The sequence below is a fragment of the Arthrobacter silviterrae genome, assembly GCF_011045165.1.
Taxonomy (GTDB): Bacteria; Actinomycetota; Actinomycetes; order Actinomycetales; family Micrococcaceae; genus Specibacter; species Specibacter silviterrae.
This window is the reverse complement of record NZ_JAAKZI010000003.1, coordinates 113,095-132,238: the sequence shown is the minus strand read 5'-3', so window position 1 is coordinate 132,238 and position 19,144 is coordinate 113,095. Positions and strand designations below refer to the sequence as shown.

Genomic DNA, 19,144 nt, shown 5'->3' with positions numbered 1-19,144 from the left:
CCGCCGCCATCAGTGCCCCAGCGTGTCCAGATTGGCCGGGATCGCGGCCAGGTAGGAGTCCATGTTGCGCTTGGTTTCAGCAATGGAGTCCCCGCCAAACTTCTCCACGAGGGCATCGGCGAGGACCAGTGCGCACATGGCCTCTGCCACAACGCCTGCCGCCGGCACGGCGCACACGTCCGAGCGCTGGTGGTGGGCCTTGGCCGGCTCCCCGGTGGCAATGTCTATGGTCTTCAGGGCGCGCGGCACCGTGGCAATGGGCTTCATGGCAGCGCGCACGCGCAGCACGTCGCCGATGCTCATGCCGCCTTCAATGCCGCCTGCGCGGTTGCTGGTGCGGATGATGCGTCCGGATTCGTCCCGCAGGATCTCGTCGTGGGCTGCGGAGCCGCGGCGGGCAGCCGTGGCAAAGCCGTCGCCCACCTCCACGCCCTTGATGGCCTGGATGCCCATGAGGGCCCCGGCCAGGCGCGAATCCAGGCGCCGGTCCCAGTGGACGTAGCTGCCCAGTCCCGGCGGCAGGCCGTAGGCCAGCACCTCCACAACGCCGCCTAGGGTTTCGCCTTCCTTGTGCGCGGCATCAACTTCGGCCACCATCGCGGCGGAGGTTGCTGCATCGAAGCACCGCAGCGGGTCGGCGTCGAGCGCGGCCACATCGGGGAAGGTAGGCAGCGGCGCCCCGTCGGGGGAAGCGACGGCGGCAATTTGGACGGTGTGGCTGACCAAGTGCACGCCCACGGCGGCCAGCATCTGCGCGGCAACGGCGCCCAGTGCCACGCGGGTGGCCGTTTCGCGCGCACTGGCCCTCTCCAGCACGGGGCGCGCCTCGTCAAAACCGTACTTTTGCATGCCGGTGAAGTCGGCATGGCCGGGCCGGGGCCGCGTGAGGGGCGCGTTGCGCGCCTGCTCGGCGAGTTCGCCGACGTCCACGGCATCCGCGGACATTACCTGTTCCCATTTGGGCCATTCGGAGTTGCCGATCTGGATCGCAACGGGCCCGCCCTGGGTCACCCCGTGGCGCACGCCGCCCAGGATGGTGACTGCGTCCTGCTCAAATTTCATCCGGGCGCCACGGCCGTAGCCGAGCCGGCGCCGGGCCAGGGCGTCCGTGACCATGGCGCTGCTGAGCTCCACCCCGGCCGGCACGCCTTCGATAATTCCCACAAGGGCCGGGCCATGAGACTCTCCGGCGGTCAACCAACGCAACATACGCTCCATCTTGCCATGTTCTGGCCCAGCTACTTGTGCTGCGTGCGATGCTCCAGCCCAAGTGCGTCGCACATCACATTGATGAGTTCCCCCGTCCGCCCGGCGGCCGCGTCCCCGTGTCCCCCGGCGGCGGCAAACATCAGGGCCTGCTCCACGCCCTGGTACAAAAGCATTTCAATCCCGGGCACCACGGTCCCGCCGGCCCGCTCCCATGCCGCAGCCAGTGCGCTGGGCCACGGATCGTAGGCAACGTCCAGCAGGCATGCCCCGGACATTTTCCCCAAGCTGGCGGGGAGTTCCTGCGCCAGCGGGTCCGCGGCCTGGGGCGGCAGCGTTGAAACCACGACGCCGTACCCCGCCAATGCCTGGGCCGCACCTCTGTAGGGCACCAGCCGGGCGGGCACGCCCAGCCGCGCGGCCACGGCCAGGGCCGCTGAGCTGCGGCCGGTGTCCCGGACGAAGATGTCCACTTCCGGCGCCCCGAGCCGTGCCATGGCGGCGACGGCTGAAACGGCCGTGCCGCCCCCGCCCAGCACTGCGGCCCGGGGGCGCGGTGCCACCCCGGCCTGCCGCAGGGCGTTCACAATCCCCGCCACGTCCGTATTGTCCCCCAGGAACCTGGTGCCGCCGTCGTCCGTCCTGGAGGCAACCAGGGTGTTGACGGAGCCCAATGCTGCGGCCACGTCAGTCAGCCCATCCGCCAGTTGTGCCGCCGCATTCTTCAGCGGCATGGTGACGGACAGGCCGTACCAGCTGCCGTCGGAGCGGACCTGGTCAAGGAAGGCCGGGAACTGGTGCACCTGGACATCGATGGCCGTGTAGCTGTAGTCGAGTCCCAGGACGGCATAGGCGGCATTGTGGAGGGCCGGCGACTTGGAGTGCCCAATGGGGTGCCCCAGCACTGCGCCCTGGCGGAACACTGGCATCTACTTGCATTCCCCCGGATTCGCTGCACACCAGGCCGTGTACTTGGCCACGTTTTGCAGGTGCTCGGCGTATGTTGCCGCGTAAAGCGTCTCGCCGGTCTTCAGGTTGACCGTCACCCAGAAGTAGTACGGGTTGCTCTGCGGGTGCGCGGCGGCCTCGATGGCGGCCCCTCCCGGGGAGCCGATCGGGCCTACGGGCAGGCCGGGGTGGGCGTAGGTGTTGTACAGGTTGGCCTTGTCGTCCTTTTGGGCCTGGCTCAGGTTGTAGGACTTGATGCCCAGCCCGTACGCCACGGTGGCGTCCGACTGCAGGTAGCCGTGCGTTTCGCCGTTGGGATTGTTGATTCGGTTTTCAATGGCACCGGAAATCTCGGCATAGTTGGCCGCATTGCCCTCAAACTCGATGATGCTGGCAATCGTCAGGACCTTGTACTGCTGGGCCGGGTCGCTGACCCCGGCAGCGGCCAGGTTCTTTTGGGTCGCCGCCACCATTTCCTTCAGGATGCCCTTCGCATCGAGCTCAATGGGGAAGCGGTACTCGCCGGGCGAAAGGTAGCCTTCAAGGTTCTTGGCCGCGGCAGGCAGCCCAAAGGCGGCTGGATCGGAGGCGAGCTTTTCAAAGTCCCCCTTCGGAATTCCCGTGCCCTTGGCCAGGACGTCAAGGGTCTCCCCGAGGCGCAGGTTTTGCGCCACCGCCGCATAGTGGACCTTGGACAGGTCCCCGGCCAGGAGCACGGCCACGGCGTCCGAGGCCTTCATTTGCTTCTTCATGGCGAAGGATCCGGGTTGGAGGGAGCCGGTGCCGTTGGCGGCTGCCAGGGCGTCAAGGAAGGACTGCTCACTGGCCACCACGTCGTCGGATCGCAGTTCCGTCGCCACGCTTCTGGCGGAGGAGCCGTCGGGGACCACCACCTGGACAGTGCCCGTGCCGGGGCCGGGATAGTCGGCCGGGGTGAAGCCGCCAAGCATGGGCTTGATGGTCTGCACCACAAAGAAGACGACGACGGCAAAAAGGGCAAGGACTATCAGGAAGATGACGGTGCGCCGGCGCCTGCGGACCCGCTTGGAGACGCGGGTGCTGCGCCGCGACGGCAGGGGATGCTCCTGGAAGTAATGTTCCGTTTCGGCGTGCTCTTCGGCCCACTCGTAGTCGGCGCTGTCGGCGGCGTGCGCCCCGTGGCGTGCCTCGTGGAAAACTTCATTCATGGTCGCATCCTCCCGGTGAGGACGCCGGTGTTGGGCTGGAGATGGCTGAACCTTCTTCTGTGTCGGACCGGCCGGCACCTGCCTGGGTGCCCCGGTCCTCGGCGCGCACCAGTTCCCCAACGGTGGCGTTGCGCGCCTTTTGCATGTCAAGGGCCTGTTGGAGGATGCCAACGGCCGCTACTTGATCTACCACTTTACGGTGTTCACGGCTGCCGAGGCCAGCCGCATGGAGCGCATGGTGGGCGCTGACCGTGGTGAGGCGCTCGTCAATCAAGCGCACGGGCACCTGCTGCCCGGCACCTGCGAGGGCTTCGACAAGGAGCGCGGCGTAGCTGCGGGCCATTGCGGCTGACGCCTTTTCCTCTCCCCGGAGCGTGCGGGGCAGCCCCACAAAAACTTCGACGGCAGCCCGCGCCTGAACTTCCTTCACCACCACCTTGATGTCCGAGTTCCTCTTGGCGTCCCGGGAAAGTGTCTTCACGGGTGTGGCCAGGATCCCGTCGGGGTCGCAGGAGGCCAGGCCCACGCGGACCAGGCCCACGTCAATGCCCAGCTTCACGCCGTGCGGATACGTCCGCGGCTCCACGCGCCCGCCTACCGGTTCTTGATGGAGTCCGCGATGCCGGCCAGCGCGGCCGGGATTGCCGCCGTGTCCGTGCCGCCGCCCTGGGCCAGGTCCGGCTTGCCGCCGCCGCCGCCGCCCAGCACGCCGGCGGCAAGCTTCACCAGCGCCCCGGCCTTCACGCCCGCCGCACGGGCGGCCTCGTTGGTGGCGACCAGGATGACAGGGCGGCCGTTGCTGGTGCCCGCCACGGCCACCGTGGCTGCGGCGGAACCCAGCCGCTGGCGCAGGTCAAGGGCCAGGCCGCGGAGGTCGTCGGCGCTGGTGACGTCACCGGCGTCGTGCGCTATGAGCCGCACGCCGGCGGCGTCCACGGCCGTGCCCACCAGGGCGCCGGCTGCCGCGGCAAGCTGGTCCTTGCGCAGGCGCTCCAGCTCCTTTTCGGCATGCTTGAGCTTGGCCAGCGTGGCGGCGACCCGCTCCTGCAGGAGGTTCGAGGGGACCTTGAGCATGTCGGTCAGCGACGTCACCAGGGCACGCTCGGCGGCCAGGTGCCGGAACGCGTCCATGCCCACGAAGGCCTCCACGCGTCGGTTCCCGGACCCTACGGACTGTTCACCGAGGAGCGTGAGCGAACCGATCCTGGAGGTGCTTTCCACGTGGGTGCCGCCGCACAGCTCGCGGGACCACGCACCGTCGATCTCCACCACGCGCACCTCGGAGCCGTAGTTTTCGCCAAACAGGGCGGTGGCACCGAGTGCCTTGGCTGCCGCCAGGGGCATGACGGTGGTGGTGACACGGTAGTTGTTGCGGATGGCTATGTTGGAAACTTCCTCGATCTCCGAACGCGTTGCAGTGCTCAGCCCCTCGCCCCAGGAGAAGTCGAAGCGGAGGTAGCCGGCCTTGTTGAAGGAGCCGCGCTGCAGGGCTTCCGGGCCGAGGATCTGGTGCAGGGCCGCATGAACGATGTGCGTGCCGGTGTGGGCCTGCTCGGCAGCATGGCGCCGCTGACGGTCGACGGCGGCGTGAACCAGGGCATCCGCCGGCAGTTCGCCCTCCCGCACGATCGCCTGGTGGACGCTCAGGCCCTTGATGGGACGCTGGACGTCCAGCACTTCCACGACGAAGCCATCGCCGGTGATCAGGCCGGTGTCCGCTGCCTGCCCGCCTGCCTCGGCGTAGAACGGGGTTTCGTCCAGGACAATGGAAATCTCATCCCCCGTGCTGGCGTGGGCCACGGGATGGCCGTTGGAGAGCAGGGACCGCACCCGGCCCTGCCCTTCCAGCTCCGTGTAGCCGGTGAAGACCGTCTCGCCCTGGGCATGGAGTTCGTGGAACACCGACAGGTCGGCGTGCCCGCTCTTCTTGGACTTGGCGTCCTTCCGGGCGCGGTCGCGCTGCTCAAGCATGAGGGCGCGGAAACCTGCCTCGTCCACGGCCAGGCCGGCCTCGCCGGCCATTTCCAGCGTGAGGTCAATGGGGAAGCCGTAGGTGTCGTGCAGGGCGAAGGCTTCAGCGCCGGACAGGCTCGTGTGTGCGGCCTTGGATTCCTTCACGGCCTCTTCCAGCCGGGCGGTTCCGCTGGCAATGGTGCGCAGGAAGGATCGTTCCTCGGCGTAGGCGATCCGGGCAATGCGGGCGAAGTCGGCTTCCACGGCCGGGTAGGCGCCCTTCATGGCGTCCCGGGAAACAGGCAGCAGCTCGGGCAGGACGGCGGTTTCCACGCCCAGCAGGCGCATGGCGCGCACGGCACGGCGGATCAAACGGCGCAGCACATAGCCGCGGCCCTCGTTGGAGGGGGTCACGCCGTCGGAAATCAACATGAGGGAGGACCGGATGTGGTCCGCCACCACGCGCATGCGGACGTCGTCCACATGGTGGGGGTCTGCCGGGTCTTCGGTGGAGGTGTAGTCCTTGCCGGAGAGTTCGGCGGCCTTGTCCAGGACGGGGCGCACCTGGTCCGTTTCATACATGTTTTCCACGCCCTGGAGGATCATGGAGAGGCGCTCCAGGCCCAGGCCCGTGTCAATGTTCTTGTTGGGAAGCTCGCCAACCACGTCAAAGTCAACCTTGGAGGTGACGTTGTCGATCTGGTATTGCATGAACACGAGGTTCCAGATTTCGATGTAGCGGGTCTCGTCGGCGACGGGGCCGCCCTCCACGCCGTATTCTGGACCGCGGTCGTAGAAAATTTCCGAGCAGGGGCCGGCCGGGCCGGGCTGGCCGGTGGACCAGTAGTTGTCTTCCTTGCCGATGCGCTGGATGCGGTCGGGGGCCACGCCCACCGTGTCCCGCCAAATCGCCAGCGCCTCTTCATCCTCGGTGTAGACGGTGACCCAGAGCCTGTCCACGGGAAGCCCGAAGCCGCCGTCGGCCAGGGGTGTGGTGAGCAGCTCCCAGGCGTAGGGGATGGCGGTTTCCTTGAAGTAGTCGCCAAAGGAGAAGTTGCCGCACATCTGGAAGAAGGTGCCGTGGCGGACGGTCTTGCCGACCTCGTCGATGTCGCCGGTGCGGATGCACTTCTGCACGCTGGTGGCGCGCTTGTAGGGCGGCTCCTCGCGGGCCGTGAGGTACGGGATAAAGGGCACCATGCCGGCCACAGTAAACAGCAGCGAGGGATCCGACGAGATCAGCGACGCCGAGGGCACGGGGGTGTGGCCCTTACTGGTGAAGAACTCAATCCAGCGCTCTGCAATTTCGTGGGATTTCATTAGCCTGGTGGCTCCTTCAATAGTGAAAACGGTTCAAAAATTCGTGGCCCGGGCAATGCCGGGCGTCCTGCACCCGGTACCGGGGCGGCCCCGTGGTTCCGCCGCCCCGGGGCGGTGGCGCGGCGCTGCGGTGCGGCTGCAGCTCTTAGTGGCGGGGGCCCACGGGACGGTCCGGGTCCAGGCCCAGTGCTCCCCGGAGCTCCGATTCACGGTGGTCCATGTTCTCGCGCAGGGCGTCCGCGAAGTCGTGGACGGCGTCGGCCGCCCTGCCCACGGCGCGATTGAGGCCGTCCGGGCCAATGGCGCCTTTCGCGGCGGCCACCTTGCGTGCGGCCAGGACGCCGACGGTGATGCCGAGGCCAAGCCAGAAGATCTTTTTCATGCGTGCCTTTCCAAAAACCTGTGGACGTTAGCGGCTGCGGCGTGCGCGGACGCTTTTGTCGCGCCCGGCAAAGGCCTGGCGCACGCCGTAGGAGAAGGCTGCAATCTTGATGACCGGGGATCCCACCGTGGCGGCCAGCAGGGAGGACAGCGCCGAGATGTTTGCCGTGGCGTCGGAAATGTTGCTGGAAATCCCGTCCACCTTGCCCAGCTGTGTGTTGGTGGTGGCAACCGTGGTGGTGACTTCGTCAATGAGGGGTGTGGTGCCGTCCCCGATCTGGCGGATGGTCACACGGATTTCGTCAAACACCTTGCCCAGCTTGAAGATCGGCACGGCCAAAAGGGCAACCAGGATGGCAAATACCCCCGCTGCAATCAGTCCTGCAATGTCTCCACCAGTCATGGAGGGCCGCCTCATTTCCGAATAGCCAGATGTTACCCATACGTACCTTACTAAAAAGCAGCCCGCGGCGCGTGCCACGGGCTGCTTTCGAGGTGGGGCCGGAGCGATCCGGCCCTACATCCCGCTCACGGTTTAGCGCGAGTAGAATTCAACGACCAGCTGCTCTTCACAGGTTACGGGAACCTCGACGCGCTTGGGCTTGCGAACCAGGCGGGCCTGCAGGCTCTCCAGCTTCACATCCAAGTAGGCCGGGACGGCAGGGAGCACGTCGCGGTGCGCGCCGGCAGCGGCAAGCTGCAGGGGAACCATGGTCTGGCTGCGCGGGTGCACGTGGATCAGCTGACCCTCGGCAACGCGGAACGACGGGCGGTCCACGCGGGCGCCGTCAACCATGATGTGGCGGTGCACAACCAGCTGGCGTGCCTGGGCGGTGGTGCGGGCAAAGCCGGCACGCAGGACCAGGGCGTCCAGGCGGGTTTCCAGGATCTCGACCAGGTTTTCACCGGTCATGCCCTTGGTGTGCTTGGCTTCTTCGAAGGCACGGGTCATCTGTGCTTCGCGGATGCCGTACTGGGCACGCAGGCGCTGCTTTTCGCGCAGGCGGACTGCGTAGTCGCTGTCCTGCTTCTTGCGGGCGCGGCCATGCTCACCGGGGCCGTACGGACGGCGCTCGAGGTACTTGGCGGCCTTGGGGGTCAGGGCAATGCCGAGGGACCGCGAAAGGCGGGCCTGACGGCGGGCACGTGTGTTGTTAGCCACTTGTGTCCTTCCAATATTTGCAATACATGTATGTCTGGCCTCCATTGTGGAGAGTTGAGGCTATTGCGGCCTCTTCGCTACAGCACCCGGGCATGGCCACCCACGCCTTTCAAACCGCGGCGCTGGGCCGTGAATGATTCAGGGAGTTGGACATGGAGCCGGGGCTTGCCAGTGCGCCATCAACTTTACCACCTGCCCGGCTGCCTGCCCGACGCCGTGAGACCCGTAATTGCCGGGCGCTGGGTCCCGGGCGCTACGTGCCCGACGCCGGGGACGTGCCGCGGATGATCGCGCGCAGCCGTTCCATGCGCACGCCCATGTCGCGTTCGTATCCGTTGGCGGTCGGGACATAGTAGTTGCGGCCCACCAGGTCGTCCGGCGGGTACTGCTGGGTGGCGATGGAGTGCGGGGAATCATGGGAGTAGATGTACCCCTTGCCGTGGCCCAGCGCGGCAGAGCCTGCGTAGTGGGCGTCGCGCAGCGGCGCCGGAACCATGGTTCCCTTGCCCGCCCGGACATCGGCCAGGGCGGCATTGATGCCCATGTAGGCGGCGTTTGACTTCGGCGCCGTGGCAACGTGGACCACGGCCTCCGCCAGAATGATCCTTGCCTCGGGCATGCCGATCAGGGCCACCGCCTGGGCCGCTGCGACTGCAGTTTGCAGTGCGGTGGGATCGGCCATGCCAACGTCCTCGGCGGCCGAGATCATGATGCGGCGGCTGATGAAACGGGGGTCCTCACCGGCCTCGAGCATGCGGGCCAGGTAGTGCAGGGCCGCGTCAACGTCGGAGCCCCGCACCGACTTGATGAAGGCGCTGATGATGTCGTAGTGCTGGTCCCCTGCCCTGTCGTAGCGAACGGCAGCGGCATCAATGGCCCGTTCGGCAATGGCCAGGTCAATGGCGACCGGCGCATCGCCGCCGGCCTCTCCTGCAGACCTTTCCGACAGCGCCACCCCGGCGGCCGCCTCCAGCGTGGTCAGCGCGCGGCGCGCATCGCCGCTGGCCAGCCACACCAGGTGGTCCAGCGCCTCCTCCGTGAGCGTGACCATGCCGTCCAGACCCCGGGGGTCGGTGACGGCACGCTCCACCAGCCCGCGGATGTCGTCGTTGGTCAGGGGCTTGAGGGTGAGGAGGATGGAGCGCGAGAGCAGGGGTGAGACCACGGAGAAGGACGGGTTTTCCGTGGTGGCCGCAATGAGCACCACCCAGCGGTTTTCCACCCCGGGCAGCAGGGCGTCCTGCTGGGCCTTGTTGAAGCGATGGATCTCGTCGAGGAACAGGACCGTGGTGCGCCCGTGCAGGTCCCGGTCCGTGAGGGCCTGGTCCATGACCCGCCGCACGTCCTTGACGCCCGCCGTGATGGCGGAAAGTTCGACAAACTTTCGCCCGGGTCCGCGTGCGATGACGTGGGCCAGGGTGGTCTTCCCCGTTCCAGGAGGCCCCCACAGCATGACGGACGCCGGGCCGGCCGGGCCGCCGGACGTGCCGCCACCGGCCAGCAGCTGCAGGGGGGACCCGGGCCCCAACAGGTGCTGCTGGCCCACCACTTCTTCCAGGCTGCGCGGGCGCATGCGGACGGCCAGCGGGCTGCGAGGCCGCGATCCCGTGTCAGGCGCGGAGGCGAAGGGGGACGCGGGTCCGTCGTCCCCGTCGTCGTCCCAAAACGCACTGTCAAAAAGGTCAGTCACCCCCTTAGCCTATCCGCCGCACCGCCTGCCCGGGCCGCGCCCGGTATCGTGGCTGGGGTGACCCCGCCAACCCGCACAGCCTTTGTCCCCGCCGCCCGGCTCACCGGCTGGGTGGACAGGTTCTCCGCTGCGCATGGAGGCCTGGACGTCCTCCAAGACACGGACGACGGCGTCAGGCTGGCCATGCTGGACGGCGCCGTTGCGCTGCTCTCACCTCCCTGGCCCGACGCCGGCCGGCCCGGGCGCGGTGCCACGTTGCTGGACCGCCTTGTGTCGCTGGCATCCCAGGAACGGTCCATGGGCCTGGTGCTGGTGCGCCGTGGCGGATATGCCGTGGGCACCGCCGTGGGCGGAACGCTCCTGGCCCACAAGTGCGGCACCAAGTACATACAGTCGCGCACGGCTGCCGGCGGCCAGTCACAGCACCGGTTCGCCCGGCGCCGCGGCAACCAGGCCGATGCACTGGTGGTCAAGGCTGCCGAGGAAGCCGCCCGCATTTTCGCGTCCGGGCCCTTTGAATACCTGGCCACCGGTGGTGACAAGGCCCTGGTCGACGCCGTCCTGGCCGAACCCCTCCTGCGGCCATTTGCCGCCCGCCCGCGCCTGGCGCCCCTGCCCGTGCCCGACCCGAACATGGCAGTGCTGGTCCGGGCCGCCGCGGACTTTTCCGCCATCCGCATCCAGGTCACCGACCCGCCTTCGGCGCCGAGATAGCGGTTCCGCGCCGAGACTCGCCCCCAGGCGGACGGGTTTCGGCGCGCACCCGCTACCTCGCGCAGGGACGGGGCCGGAACGGGACGCCGAGTCAGCAGGCGCCGAACGCCCGCCGAAGAGGGGCCTGCCTGTAGTGGTAGCGGCCGGCCTCGGCGAATCCCGCCGCGCCGTACAGGGCTTGTGCTCCCGTGTTGGCCGCCGTCACCATGAGCCACAGTGCGGCAGCTCCGGCCGCAGACGCCTGCCGCACCAGTTCCGCCAGCACTGCCGACGCCACTCCCTGCCGCCGGAAGTCCGGGTGCGTGGCCATGCAGTACACGCCGGCCCAGCCTTCCACGAGCGTCAACCGGCCCGTGCCCACGGCAACACCCTCCCCATTGCGCGCAGTGGCGTACAGGGAGGTGGCCCCCAACAGCACCTGCCGCGCGATCACCTTTTCCGCTTCCCCTCCCCTGCCGTCCACCCGCCACCAGAGCTCGAGCCACTCGTCCGACGGCGCGTCCCCAACTTCCACGCGCAGGGCGGCGCCTTTTGCGGCGGGCGCCACCGGGAGAGGCACTGAAGGCGTGACCGGCGCCGTCATGACGATGGTCTCGGACTGCTTCGAGTAGCCCCGCGTGTCCAGGAATGACTCCAGCGGCGCATTTTCCTCCCGGCGGGTCAATTGGAAGATGACGGGCTGGCGCCGTGCGGCGTACCAGTTTTCCGCGGTCCTCAGGGCGGCCGGCCCGTCACTGGTGGATTCCGCGGGCCAAATGGAGTTGGCGCGCTGGGTGACCCCGCCGGCCGACCGCAAAACCCAGCCGTCCGCCGTCGAACTTTCCAGGGCGGGCCAGGCCGCAGCCATGAGCGATTCCAGCAGGTCCAGGCGTTGTTCATCCATGTCCACATGGTAGGCCCCGGCGGCCACCACACTGCGTCGCTTGACAGGAATGGCGCGGCGGAAAAATGTCCTCCGAAAAAGCTGCACGGCACCGGAAAACGGGGCTACAGTCTCATTCAGGTGCCCACGGCTGTCCGGGTGCCGGTTCGGAATCGTCTTCGGAAATGGTGGTTCAGCAATGGGACGGACACAAGTAACAAGCGCCGGCGCTCTCACCCAGGCCCTCGCCTCGGGCGCCGCCAACATTGAAGTGATCGGCCGCCTCAAGGGCATGCCATCCGTGACCTTGCCGCCCGGAACGAAGTTGCGCGGCGGCGAACTCACCTTCGGCGCGAAGGGCCTGCGCCTCACCAGCGACAACACCGTGCAGGACACCACCATCACCACGTCACCGCACGAGGTGGCCATCTACAACGACACGTCCGTGCCGGACCTTGGCACCCTGGCCCTGGCCAATGTCACCACCACCGGACAGGTGTACCTCGCCGCCGACAACAATGTCCGGGCGGGCCGCATTGAGGCCGACGGCGTCCACGTCACCGCAGCGGACACGCGCGGGCGCTTCCACCGCCCCACCGGCTTCGGCGTGGAGGCCCTGCAGGGCGCCTTTACGGTGTGGAACCGCCAGGCCGATGCCGCCGTGAGGCTCACGGCCCGGCTTGAACGCATCTCCGCCGGCAGCGCCGCGGAACCCGTCCATGGGAGCGGCGTTTTTGTCGGCGGGCACGGTGACACCGCGGGGAAGGCCGACGGCGGCACCATCGACGTTGAACTGCTCAGCACTGTGGACGTGTTCTCCAACGGCGGCATCGCCCCCGGCACGCCGGACCTGATCAGCGGCGGCGTATTTGTCATCAGCGGGGCCAATGTTGCCGAGGTGCGCAACCTGGGCACCACCACCACCTACGGCCAAAATGACATGGTCTTGGACAACTGGGGCGCCGTCACCGCATGGAATGCCCGCGGCGCCGTGACGTCGTGGGGGCCCAGCGGGATCGGCTTTGTGAACTTTGGCGACATCGGAGTCCTGACGGTTGACGCACCGGTGGAGACCTATGGCCTCGGCGCGCGCGGCTTCAATGTCTACGACGGCTCCCTGCGCGAGGCCGTGTTCGACTCCATCACGACCCACGGCGACGGTTCCGTGGGCGTGCAGGTCAGCCGGGACCTGCCGGCGCTGACCATCCGCGGCGACTTGCGCACCGAGGGCGGCATGGGCGAATCCCTGGTCAAGGGCGTGCTGCTCCCCCTGTCCGCCATTGCGCTGAGCATCAAGCCCGGAGGCCGCATCGGAACGGCAAGCATTGGCGGAAACGTGCGCACCGAGGGCGCCGGAGTGCCGGCCATGGAGCTGGAAGGCGAGCTGGATTCGATCACCGTGGGCGGCAAGGTCACGGCGGCGGGTGACGCGTCCGACGTCGTCCGGGCTGTCCCGGCACTGGCCGCGGCCATCGCCGGACTCACCATGGAAGGCCGTTAAGGACGGAATGCCGGCCTCCCCGCGGGAGGCCGGCATTCCCGGCTTTTGCTATTTGGCTTCGGGCTTGGCCTCCGGCTTGAAGTCCACGCCGGCTTCCTTGCGCTGCTGGGCAGTGATGGGGGCCGGGGCCGCGGTCAGGGGGTCGTAGCCGCCGCCGGACTTCGGGAAGGCAATGACGTCGCGGATGGAGTCAACGCCGGCCAGCAGGGACACCGCACGGTCCCAGCCGATGGCGATGCCGCCGTGCGGCGGGGCGCCGAACTTGAAGCCTTCGAGGAGGAAGCCGAACTTGGTCTGGGCGGACTCCTTGTCCAGTCCCATGAGTTCAAAGACCCGCTCCTGGACGTCGCGCTGGTGGATGCGGATGGAACCGCCGCCAATTTCGTTGCCGTTGCACACGATGTCGTAGGCGTAGGACAAGGCGCTCTCCGGGTCCTTGTCAAAGGTGTCCAGGAACTCAGGCTTCGGGGACGTGAACGCGTGGTGCACTGCCGTCCACTGCCCGCTGCCCACTGCGACGTCGCCTGAAGCCACGGCGTCCGCCGCACGCTCAAACATCGGCGCGTCGACAACCCACACGAAGGCCCAGTCCTTGGGGTCGATGAGGCCTGTGCGGTGGCCGATCTCCACGCGGGCAGCACCGAGCAGTGCGCGGGACGGGTTGACCTCGCCGGCGGCGAAGAAGATGCAGTCGCCGGGCTTAGCGCCCACGGCGCCGGCCAGGCCGGCACGCTCGGTGTCCGTCAGGTTCTTGGCCACGGGGCCGGCCAGCTCGCCGTCGTCTTTGAACAGGACATAGGCCAGGCCCTTGGCACCGCGCTGCTTGGCCCATTCCTGCCAGGCATCCAGCTGGCGGCGCGGCTGGGCGGCCCCGCCGGGCATGACCACGGCACCCACGTAGGGGGCCTTGAACACGCCGAAATTGGTGTCCTTGAAGAATTCCGTCAGGTCGGTCAGTTCCAGGCCGAAGCGCAGGTCCGGCTTGTCCGAACCGTAGCGGGCCATGGCGTCGCGGTACGTCATGCGCCGGATCGGCGTGGGGATCTCAACGTCAATCAGCTTCCACAGGGCGGCGACGATCTTCTCGCCCAGGGCGATGATGTCATCCTGGTCCACAAAGCTGGCCTCGATGTCCAGCTGGGTGAACTCCGGCTGGCGGTCGGCGCGGAAGTCCTCGTCGCGGTAGCAGCGGGCGATCTGGTAGTACTTCTCAAAGCCGCCCACCTGCAGCAGCTGCTTGAACAGCTGCGGGGACTGCGGCAGGGCGTACCAGGACCCGGGCGCCAGGCGGGCGGGAACCAGGAAGTCACGGGCTCCTTCCGGCGTCGAACGGGTCAGCGTGGGCGTCTCGATCTCCACGTAGCCCTGCTCGTGCAGCAGCTCGCGGGCCACGCGGTTGGCTTCCGAGCGCAGGCGCAGGTTGCGCTGCATGGCCGGCCGGCGCAGGTCCAGGTACCGGTGCTTCAGGCGCGCCTCCTCACCCACCTCCACGTGCTCATCCACCTGGAACGGCAGGGGCGCCGCTTCGTTAAGCACGACGACGTCATCCGCCACCACTTCGATCTCACCCGTGGCGAGGGCCGGGTTTTCATTGCCTTCGGGGCGGCGGGAGACGGTGCCCGTGACCTTGAGCACATATTCGTTGCGCAGCGCATGGAACACGTCTTCTTCGCGCACCACGATCTGCGACACGCCCGAGGCATCACGCAAGTCAAGGAACGCAACACCGCCATGGTCGCGCCGGCGGGCGACCCACCCGGCAAGGGTTACGGTCTGTCCAATGTGTTCAGCCCGCAAGGAGCCCAGGTCATGTGTGCGCAGCACAGCATTCCTTTCAATGGTGGTGAACGGCCCGCGAATGCGGCCGCAAAGTGACGCAAAGTGATTTGTCTAGAAGTTTACCGTGGCTGCGCCGGACCGCCGTTTCCCGCCCGGCTATCCGACGATCGGCCGCGGGCGGCCTCCGTCTCCTTTACGCCGGGCTAGAAAAACGGCGGCTCCGGCGCCTTGGTCCGACGGGCGGTGGTGACGTGCCCGCAGGGGCAGGAGCCGGCATTTTTTGTAGGCGACGTAAAGGAGACGCCAAAGGCCGCCCGCGGCCGACGCGGCGGATAGTCGCCGGAAAAATGCCGGGCCTGCCCCGTTAGGTGACCAAGGGGCGCCGACTACGCCGTGAGGATTTGCGGCTTGAGGTCCTCGGCCGGCGGCATCCAGGAATTCGGATCGGCGGGCAGCTGCTCGCCGGAACGGATGTCCTTGACCTGGTGGGCGCCGTCGTCATCGGTGAACCAGACGAACGGGATGCCGCGCTTGTCGGCGTACTTGATCTGCTTGCCGAACTTGTCCGCCTTGGCCGCCACCTCGGTGGAGATCCCGCGGGCGCGCAGCGCGGCGGCAACTTCCTGGGCCGAGGTCCAGCTGTCGTCGTCCGCCAGGGTGACCAGCACCGCCGTGGGGACGCTGCGGGAGGCAGTGGCGAACTCCTGGCTGAGGATGCGCGAAACCAGCCGGGTCACCCCGATGGACAGCCCGACGCCGGGGAACTTGCGGCTGCCCTTGGACGCCAGGGCGTCGTACCGCCCGCCGGAGCAGATGGAGCCGAGCTGTTCGTGGCCCACCAGCACGGTTTCGTAGACGGTGCCCGTGTAGTAGTCCAGGCCGCGGGCAATGGAGAGGTCCGCGACCACGGAGCCCGGGGCGCTCTTCACGGCCGCGGCGATGACCTGCTCCAGTTCATTCAGGCCCTCCTCCATGAGCTCGTTGCTCACGCCAAGGGCGCGCACCTGGCCCACGAAGGAAGTGTCCTCCGTGCGGATGGAGGCCAGGGCAAGGGCCTTGGCGGCCTGCTCCGCGGTGGCACCCAGCTCCGTCTGGAGCAGTTCCGCCACCTTGTCCGCGCCGATCTTTTCCAGCTTGTCAATGCTGCGCAGCACGCCGGCGGTGTCCTCCAGGCCAATGCCGCGGTAGAAGCCTTCGGCGAGCTTGCGGTTGTTGATGCGGAGCTTGAAGGCAGGTATGGGCAGGGCCGAAAGCGCCTCGGCAATGACCAGCGCCAGCTCCACGTCGTAGCGGAAGGGCAGCTCGCCGTCGGCCACCACGTCAATGTCAGCCTGCGTAAACTCGCGGGCCCGTCCTTCCTGGGGGCGCTCGCCGCGCCACACCTTCTGGATCTGGTAGCGGCGGAAAGGGAAGGAAAGGTAGCCGGCGTTTTCCACCACGTAGCGGGCAAACGGCACGGTCAGGTCAAAGTGCAGGGCCAGCTGGCTTGGGTCGGCCTTGGCACTCGCGGCAGCATTGCCGTCGTCGTCCTGGAGGCGGGAAAGGGCATACACCTCCTTGTCGATCTCGCCCTTGCGCAGCAGCTGCCCCACGGTTTCCACGGCCCGTGTTTCCACGGAACTGAAGCCGTGCAGTTCAAAGGTGCGGCGCAGCGTGTCCAGCACATGCTGCTCCACCAGCCGCTCCTGCGGCAGCCACTCGTGGAAACCTGACAGGGAGGCGTTGCGGGCCATGGGTGGGGCTCTCCTTACATGCCTGCGCACCGATCCCGCCACGGTTTGGCGCGGCAGGGGCTGGTACAGGGAAAAGTGATGGTGTGAAGTGCACGGTGCCACGCACGCATCGGTAAATCAAATACATGGGTAAACTGGCATCCGGCTGCCATTTTATAAGATTTCGCGGGCCGCCCCAACTTGTCCCCGCCGGGTTCCCGCGGCTTGCGCCCGGACCGTGAAGAAGTGAAAAGAGAGTCAGCGTTGGCTAACAGTAAAAAGGACGACCGTGAGGCCAAGGCACGCGTGGCCCGGATGCAGGCGAACCAGCGCATGCACCAGGACGGGCTGGCACGCCGCAAGCGGGACAACCTGATCGCCGCAGCGGCCATGGTGGTCGCCGTCGGCGTCGCCGTCGTCCTGGCCCTGACGGTTTTTTCCGGTTCCAGGAACGACGCCGCTGCCACCGACAATCCCTCCGCCACCTCCAGCGCGTCCCCCACTGCCGCGCCGGCCCAAACGAACAGCCCCACGGTTCCGAAGGCCGACACGGCTGCGGGCAAGGTCTTCACGGGAACGCTGACGCTCAACGGCCAGCCCCTGGGAGTGGAGTTTGACGGCACCAAGGCCCCCCAGGCGGCTGCCGTGTTCAAGTCCCTGGCGGACAGCAAGTTCATGAACGGCAAGGTCTGCCACCGGCTCGCCGATGCGGCCAACTTTGGCGTGCTCCAGTGCGGCTCCCTCAAGGGCGACGGCAACGGGGACCCCAACTACCAGTGGGGGCCGGTGGAGAACTCGCCGGCCGACGGGAAGTACCCTGCCGGGACCATTGCCGTGGCACGGGGCTCCAGCACCTATTCCAACGGCACCCAGTTCTTCATCACGTTCAAGGACACCATCCTCCCCCAGGACACCGGCGGTTACACGATTGTCGGCAAGGTGACCAGCGGCCTGGACGTGGTGACGAAAATCGCCGCCGGCGGCATCACCCCGGGCGCGGGCGGGGCCACTGACGGTGCACCCAAGACAAAGGTCACGATAGACTCGCTTACGCTGAAGTAATCACGAATGGCCCCACCACCCGGGCGGCGCATGCGAAGCACCGGTTGGCAGCACCCTCGATGCCGGCCACATCGAACTGCACCACAGACCTGCCAGATTTCCCTCGACGCGAAAGACTTTTAGCGGTGACACACAGTCAAGAATCCGACGAAACAACGGCCACACTCACTGAACAGGGCATTGACGATTCCACCGTCACAGCCCCTGCGGCCGAGGCCCCTGAGGCCCCCGAGGCTCCTGCGGCCGAGGCCCCCGCCGGGCAGTCGGCGCCCGATGCAGCTCCATCGGCTCCGTTGCCATCAGCTCCCGCGCCCTCGCCGGCAGCCTTCGCGGCCCGTCCCAAGGCCCCGGCCGCTGCTCCCCTTGCCGCACCGGCACCCGCTCCGGCTGCGCCGCCGGCCGTGGACCTGGAAGAAGCCGCCAAGTTTGGCCGTGCCGAAGATGACGGCACAGTCTTCCTGCTCCTGAACGGCGAAGAATTCCCCGTGGGCCAGTACCCCGGCGCCAGCAAGGATGAGGCCCTGGCCTACTTTGCCCGCAAGTTCGAGGACATCACCGCCCAGCTGACCCTGCTGGAACAGCGTGTCGAAGCCAAGGCACCCACCGCGGACATGAACAAGACACTCAGTCACCTGCGCGACCAGCTCGGTGAGCGGACCTCGGTGGGCGACGTTGCGGCCGCGCTGGCCCGGCTGGACGCCCTGTCGGAAAGCATCAAGGCTCTCCAAGGCGCCGAGCGTGCCTCCCATGAAGCCGCGCGCAGCGTGGAGCTGGCAGCCCGCGAAGCCATCGTGGCCGAGGCTGAAACGATCGCCGGCGAAGACCCTTCCGCAATCCTGTGGAAGGTCAGCAGTGCCCGCATGAATGAACTCTTTGAATCGTGGAAGCAGGCGCAGAAGACGGGCATCCGCCTGGGCCGCGCCACGGAGGAGGGGCTGTGGAAGCGCTTCCGGGCAGCCCGGACGGTCTTCGACCGCCACCGCCGCGCCTACTTCTCCCAGCTGGACAATAACAACGCCTCCGCAAAGACTGCCAAGGAAGCCTTGATCAAGGCGGCCGAGGACCTTTCCACCTCCACCGACTGGGGCCATGCCGCCGGCGAATACCGCCAGCTCATGGACCAGTGGAAGGCGTCCCCGCGGGCCAGCCGCAAGGACGACGACGCCCTGTGGAACCGCTTCCGCGCGGCCCAGGACAAGTTCTTCACGGCACGCCAGAATGCCAACGCGGCCCTGGATGAGGAGTTTGGTGCCAACCTGGTGGTCAAGGAGGCACTTGTCGCCGAGGCCCAGGCCCTGCTCCCCGTCAAGGACCTGACCGCCACCAAGAAGGCGCTGCAGTCCATCCGCGACCGCTGGGAAGAGGCCGGCAAGGTTCCCCGTGCCGACATGCAGCGCATCGAGGCAGGGCTGCGCAAGGTGGAGGACGCCGTCCGCGCCGCCGACGAGGACAACTGGCGCCGCAGCGACCCGGAAGCCAAGGCCCGCACCAGCAGCGCACTGAGCCAGCTCGAGGCGACCATCGCGGGGCTGCGGGACGAGTTGTCAGCCGCCGAACTGGCCGGAGACGCCCGCAAGGTCGCCAAGGCCCAGGAGGCCCTGGCCGCCCGCGAACTGTGGCTGGAGCAGATTCGCAAGGCAGCCGAAGACTTCTCCTAGCAAACAATG

16 protein-coding genes are annotated in these 19,144 nt (G+C 67.6%); 4 read left to right on the top strand and 12 right to left on the bottom strand.

What is annotated here, in order from left to right:
- Positions 1-9 precede the first annotated feature (9 nt).
- The 9 genes from aroC to G6N77_RS03365 all read right to left on the bottom strand — a co-directional run bounded on the left by aroC (position 10) and on the right by G6N77_RS03365 (position 9,847).
- On the bottom strand, positions 10-1,209 hold the full coding sequence (gene aroC, locus G6N77_RS03405; RefSeq protein WP_165180599.1) for a chorismate synthase: 1,200 nt from the start codon (positions 1,207-1,209) through the stop codon (positions 10-12).
- A gap of 29 nt (positions 1,210-1,238) precedes the next feature.
- Positions 1,239-2,135 (bottom strand): shikimate dehydrogenase, encoded by an 897-nt coding sequence (locus G6N77_RS03400; RefSeq protein ID WP_205677946.1) that lies wholly within the window; start codon positions 2,133-2,135, stop codon positions 1,239-1,241.
- Positions 2,136-3,341, bottom strand: coding sequence for an endolytic transglycosylase MltG (gene mltG, locus G6N77_RS03395; protein WP_165180598.1), 1,206 nt, complete (start codon positions 3,339-3,341; stop codon positions 2,136-2,138).
- Positions 3,334-3,927, bottom strand: coding sequence for a Holliday junction resolvase RuvX (gene ruvX, locus G6N77_RS03390; RefSeq protein ID WP_165180597.1), 594 nt, complete (start codon positions 3,925-3,927; stop codon positions 3,334-3,336). Before ruvX ends, mltG begins: the two co-directional genes overlap by 8 nt.
- Positions 3,928-3,935: 8 nt before the next feature.
- Complete coding sequence (gene alaS, locus G6N77_RS03385; protein WP_165180596.1) at positions 3,936-6,614, bottom strand: alanine--tRNA ligase; 2,679 nt, start codon at positions 6,612-6,614, stop codon at positions 3,936-3,938.
- 145 nt (positions 6,615-6,759) lie between these two features.
- Positions 6,760-6,996: a hypothetical protein gene (locus tag G6N77_RS03380; protein WP_165180595.1), complete on the bottom strand. Its 237-nt coding sequence runs from the start codon at positions 6,994-6,996 to the stop codon at positions 6,760-6,762.
- Between the two features lie 27 nt (positions 6,997-7,023).
- Positions 7,024-7,398 carry a DUF948 domain-containing protein gene (locus G6N77_RS03375; RefSeq protein WP_165180594.1) on the bottom strand — a complete coding sequence of 125 codons (375 nt, stop codon included), beginning with the start codon at positions 7,396-7,398 and terminating at the stop codon, positions 7,024-7,026.
- Between the two features lie 132 nt (positions 7,399-7,530).
- A complete protein-coding gene (gene rpsD / locus G6N77_RS03370) occupies positions 7,531-8,157 on the bottom strand; it encodes a 30S ribosomal protein S4 (protein WP_165180593.1) in 627 nt (208 codons plus the stop codon).
- Positions 8,158-8,410: 253 nt separating this feature from the next.
- A complete protein-coding gene (locus G6N77_RS03365; protein ID WP_165180592.1) occupies positions 8,411-9,847 on the bottom strand; it encodes a replication-associated recombination protein A in 1,437 nt (478 codons plus the stop codon).
- A 57-nt stretch (positions 9,848-9,904) separates the two neighbouring features.
- On the opposite strand from G6N77_RS03365, the gene G6N77_RS03360 reads away from it, so the two are divergent.
- Complete coding sequence (locus G6N77_RS03360) at positions 9,905-10,561, top strand: acVLRF1 family peptidyl-tRNA hydrolase (protein ID WP_306986669.1); 657 nt, start codon at positions 9,905-9,907, stop codon at positions 10,559-10,561.
- A gap of 91 nt (positions 10,562-10,652) precedes the next feature.
- On the opposite strand, the gene G6N77_RS03355 is transcribed toward G6N77_RS03360, so the two are convergent.
- Entirely contained in the window at positions 10,653-11,444 is a 792-nt protein-coding gene (locus G6N77_RS03355; protein ID WP_165180591.1) for a GNAT family N-acetyltransferase, read from the bottom strand.
- 178 nt (positions 11,445-11,622) lie between these two features.
- On the opposite strand from G6N77_RS03355, the gene G6N77_RS03350 reads away from it, so the two are divergent.
- Complete coding sequence (locus G6N77_RS03350; RefSeq protein WP_165180590.1) at positions 11,623-12,924, top strand: hypothetical protein; 1,302 nt, start codon at positions 11,623-11,625, stop codon at positions 12,922-12,924.
- Positions 12,925-12,972: 48 nt separating this feature from the next.
- Here the strand turns inward: G6N77_RS03350 and aspS are convergent, their stop codons facing one another.
- On the bottom strand, positions 12,973-14,748 hold the full coding sequence (gene aspS / locus G6N77_RS03345; RefSeq protein WP_165180589.1) for an aspartate--tRNA ligase: 1,776 nt from the start codon (positions 14,746-14,748) through the stop codon (positions 12,973-12,975).
- Positions 14,749-15,089: 341 nt separating this feature from the next.
- Positions 15,090-16,436, bottom strand: coding sequence for a histidine--tRNA ligase (gene hisS / locus G6N77_RS03340; RefSeq protein ID WP_165180588.1), 1,347 nt, complete (start codon positions 16,434-16,436; stop codon positions 15,090-15,092).
- Between the two features lie 243 nt (positions 16,437-16,679).
- Here hisS and G6N77_RS03335 point away from each other — a divergent pair, with 243 nt between their 5' ends.
- Positions 16,680-17,477, top strand: a complete 798-nt coding sequence (locus tag G6N77_RS03335; RefSeq protein ID WP_165180587.1) for a peptidylprolyl isomerase — start codon at positions 16,680-16,682, stop codon at positions 17,475-17,477.
- 125 nt (positions 17,478-17,602) lie between these two features.
- Positions 17,603-19,135 (top strand): DUF349 domain-containing protein, encoded by a 1,533-nt coding sequence (locus G6N77_RS03330; protein ID WP_306986671.1) that lies wholly within the window; start codon positions 17,603-17,605, stop codon positions 19,133-19,135.
- Positions 19,136-19,144: the final 9 nt, after the last annotated feature.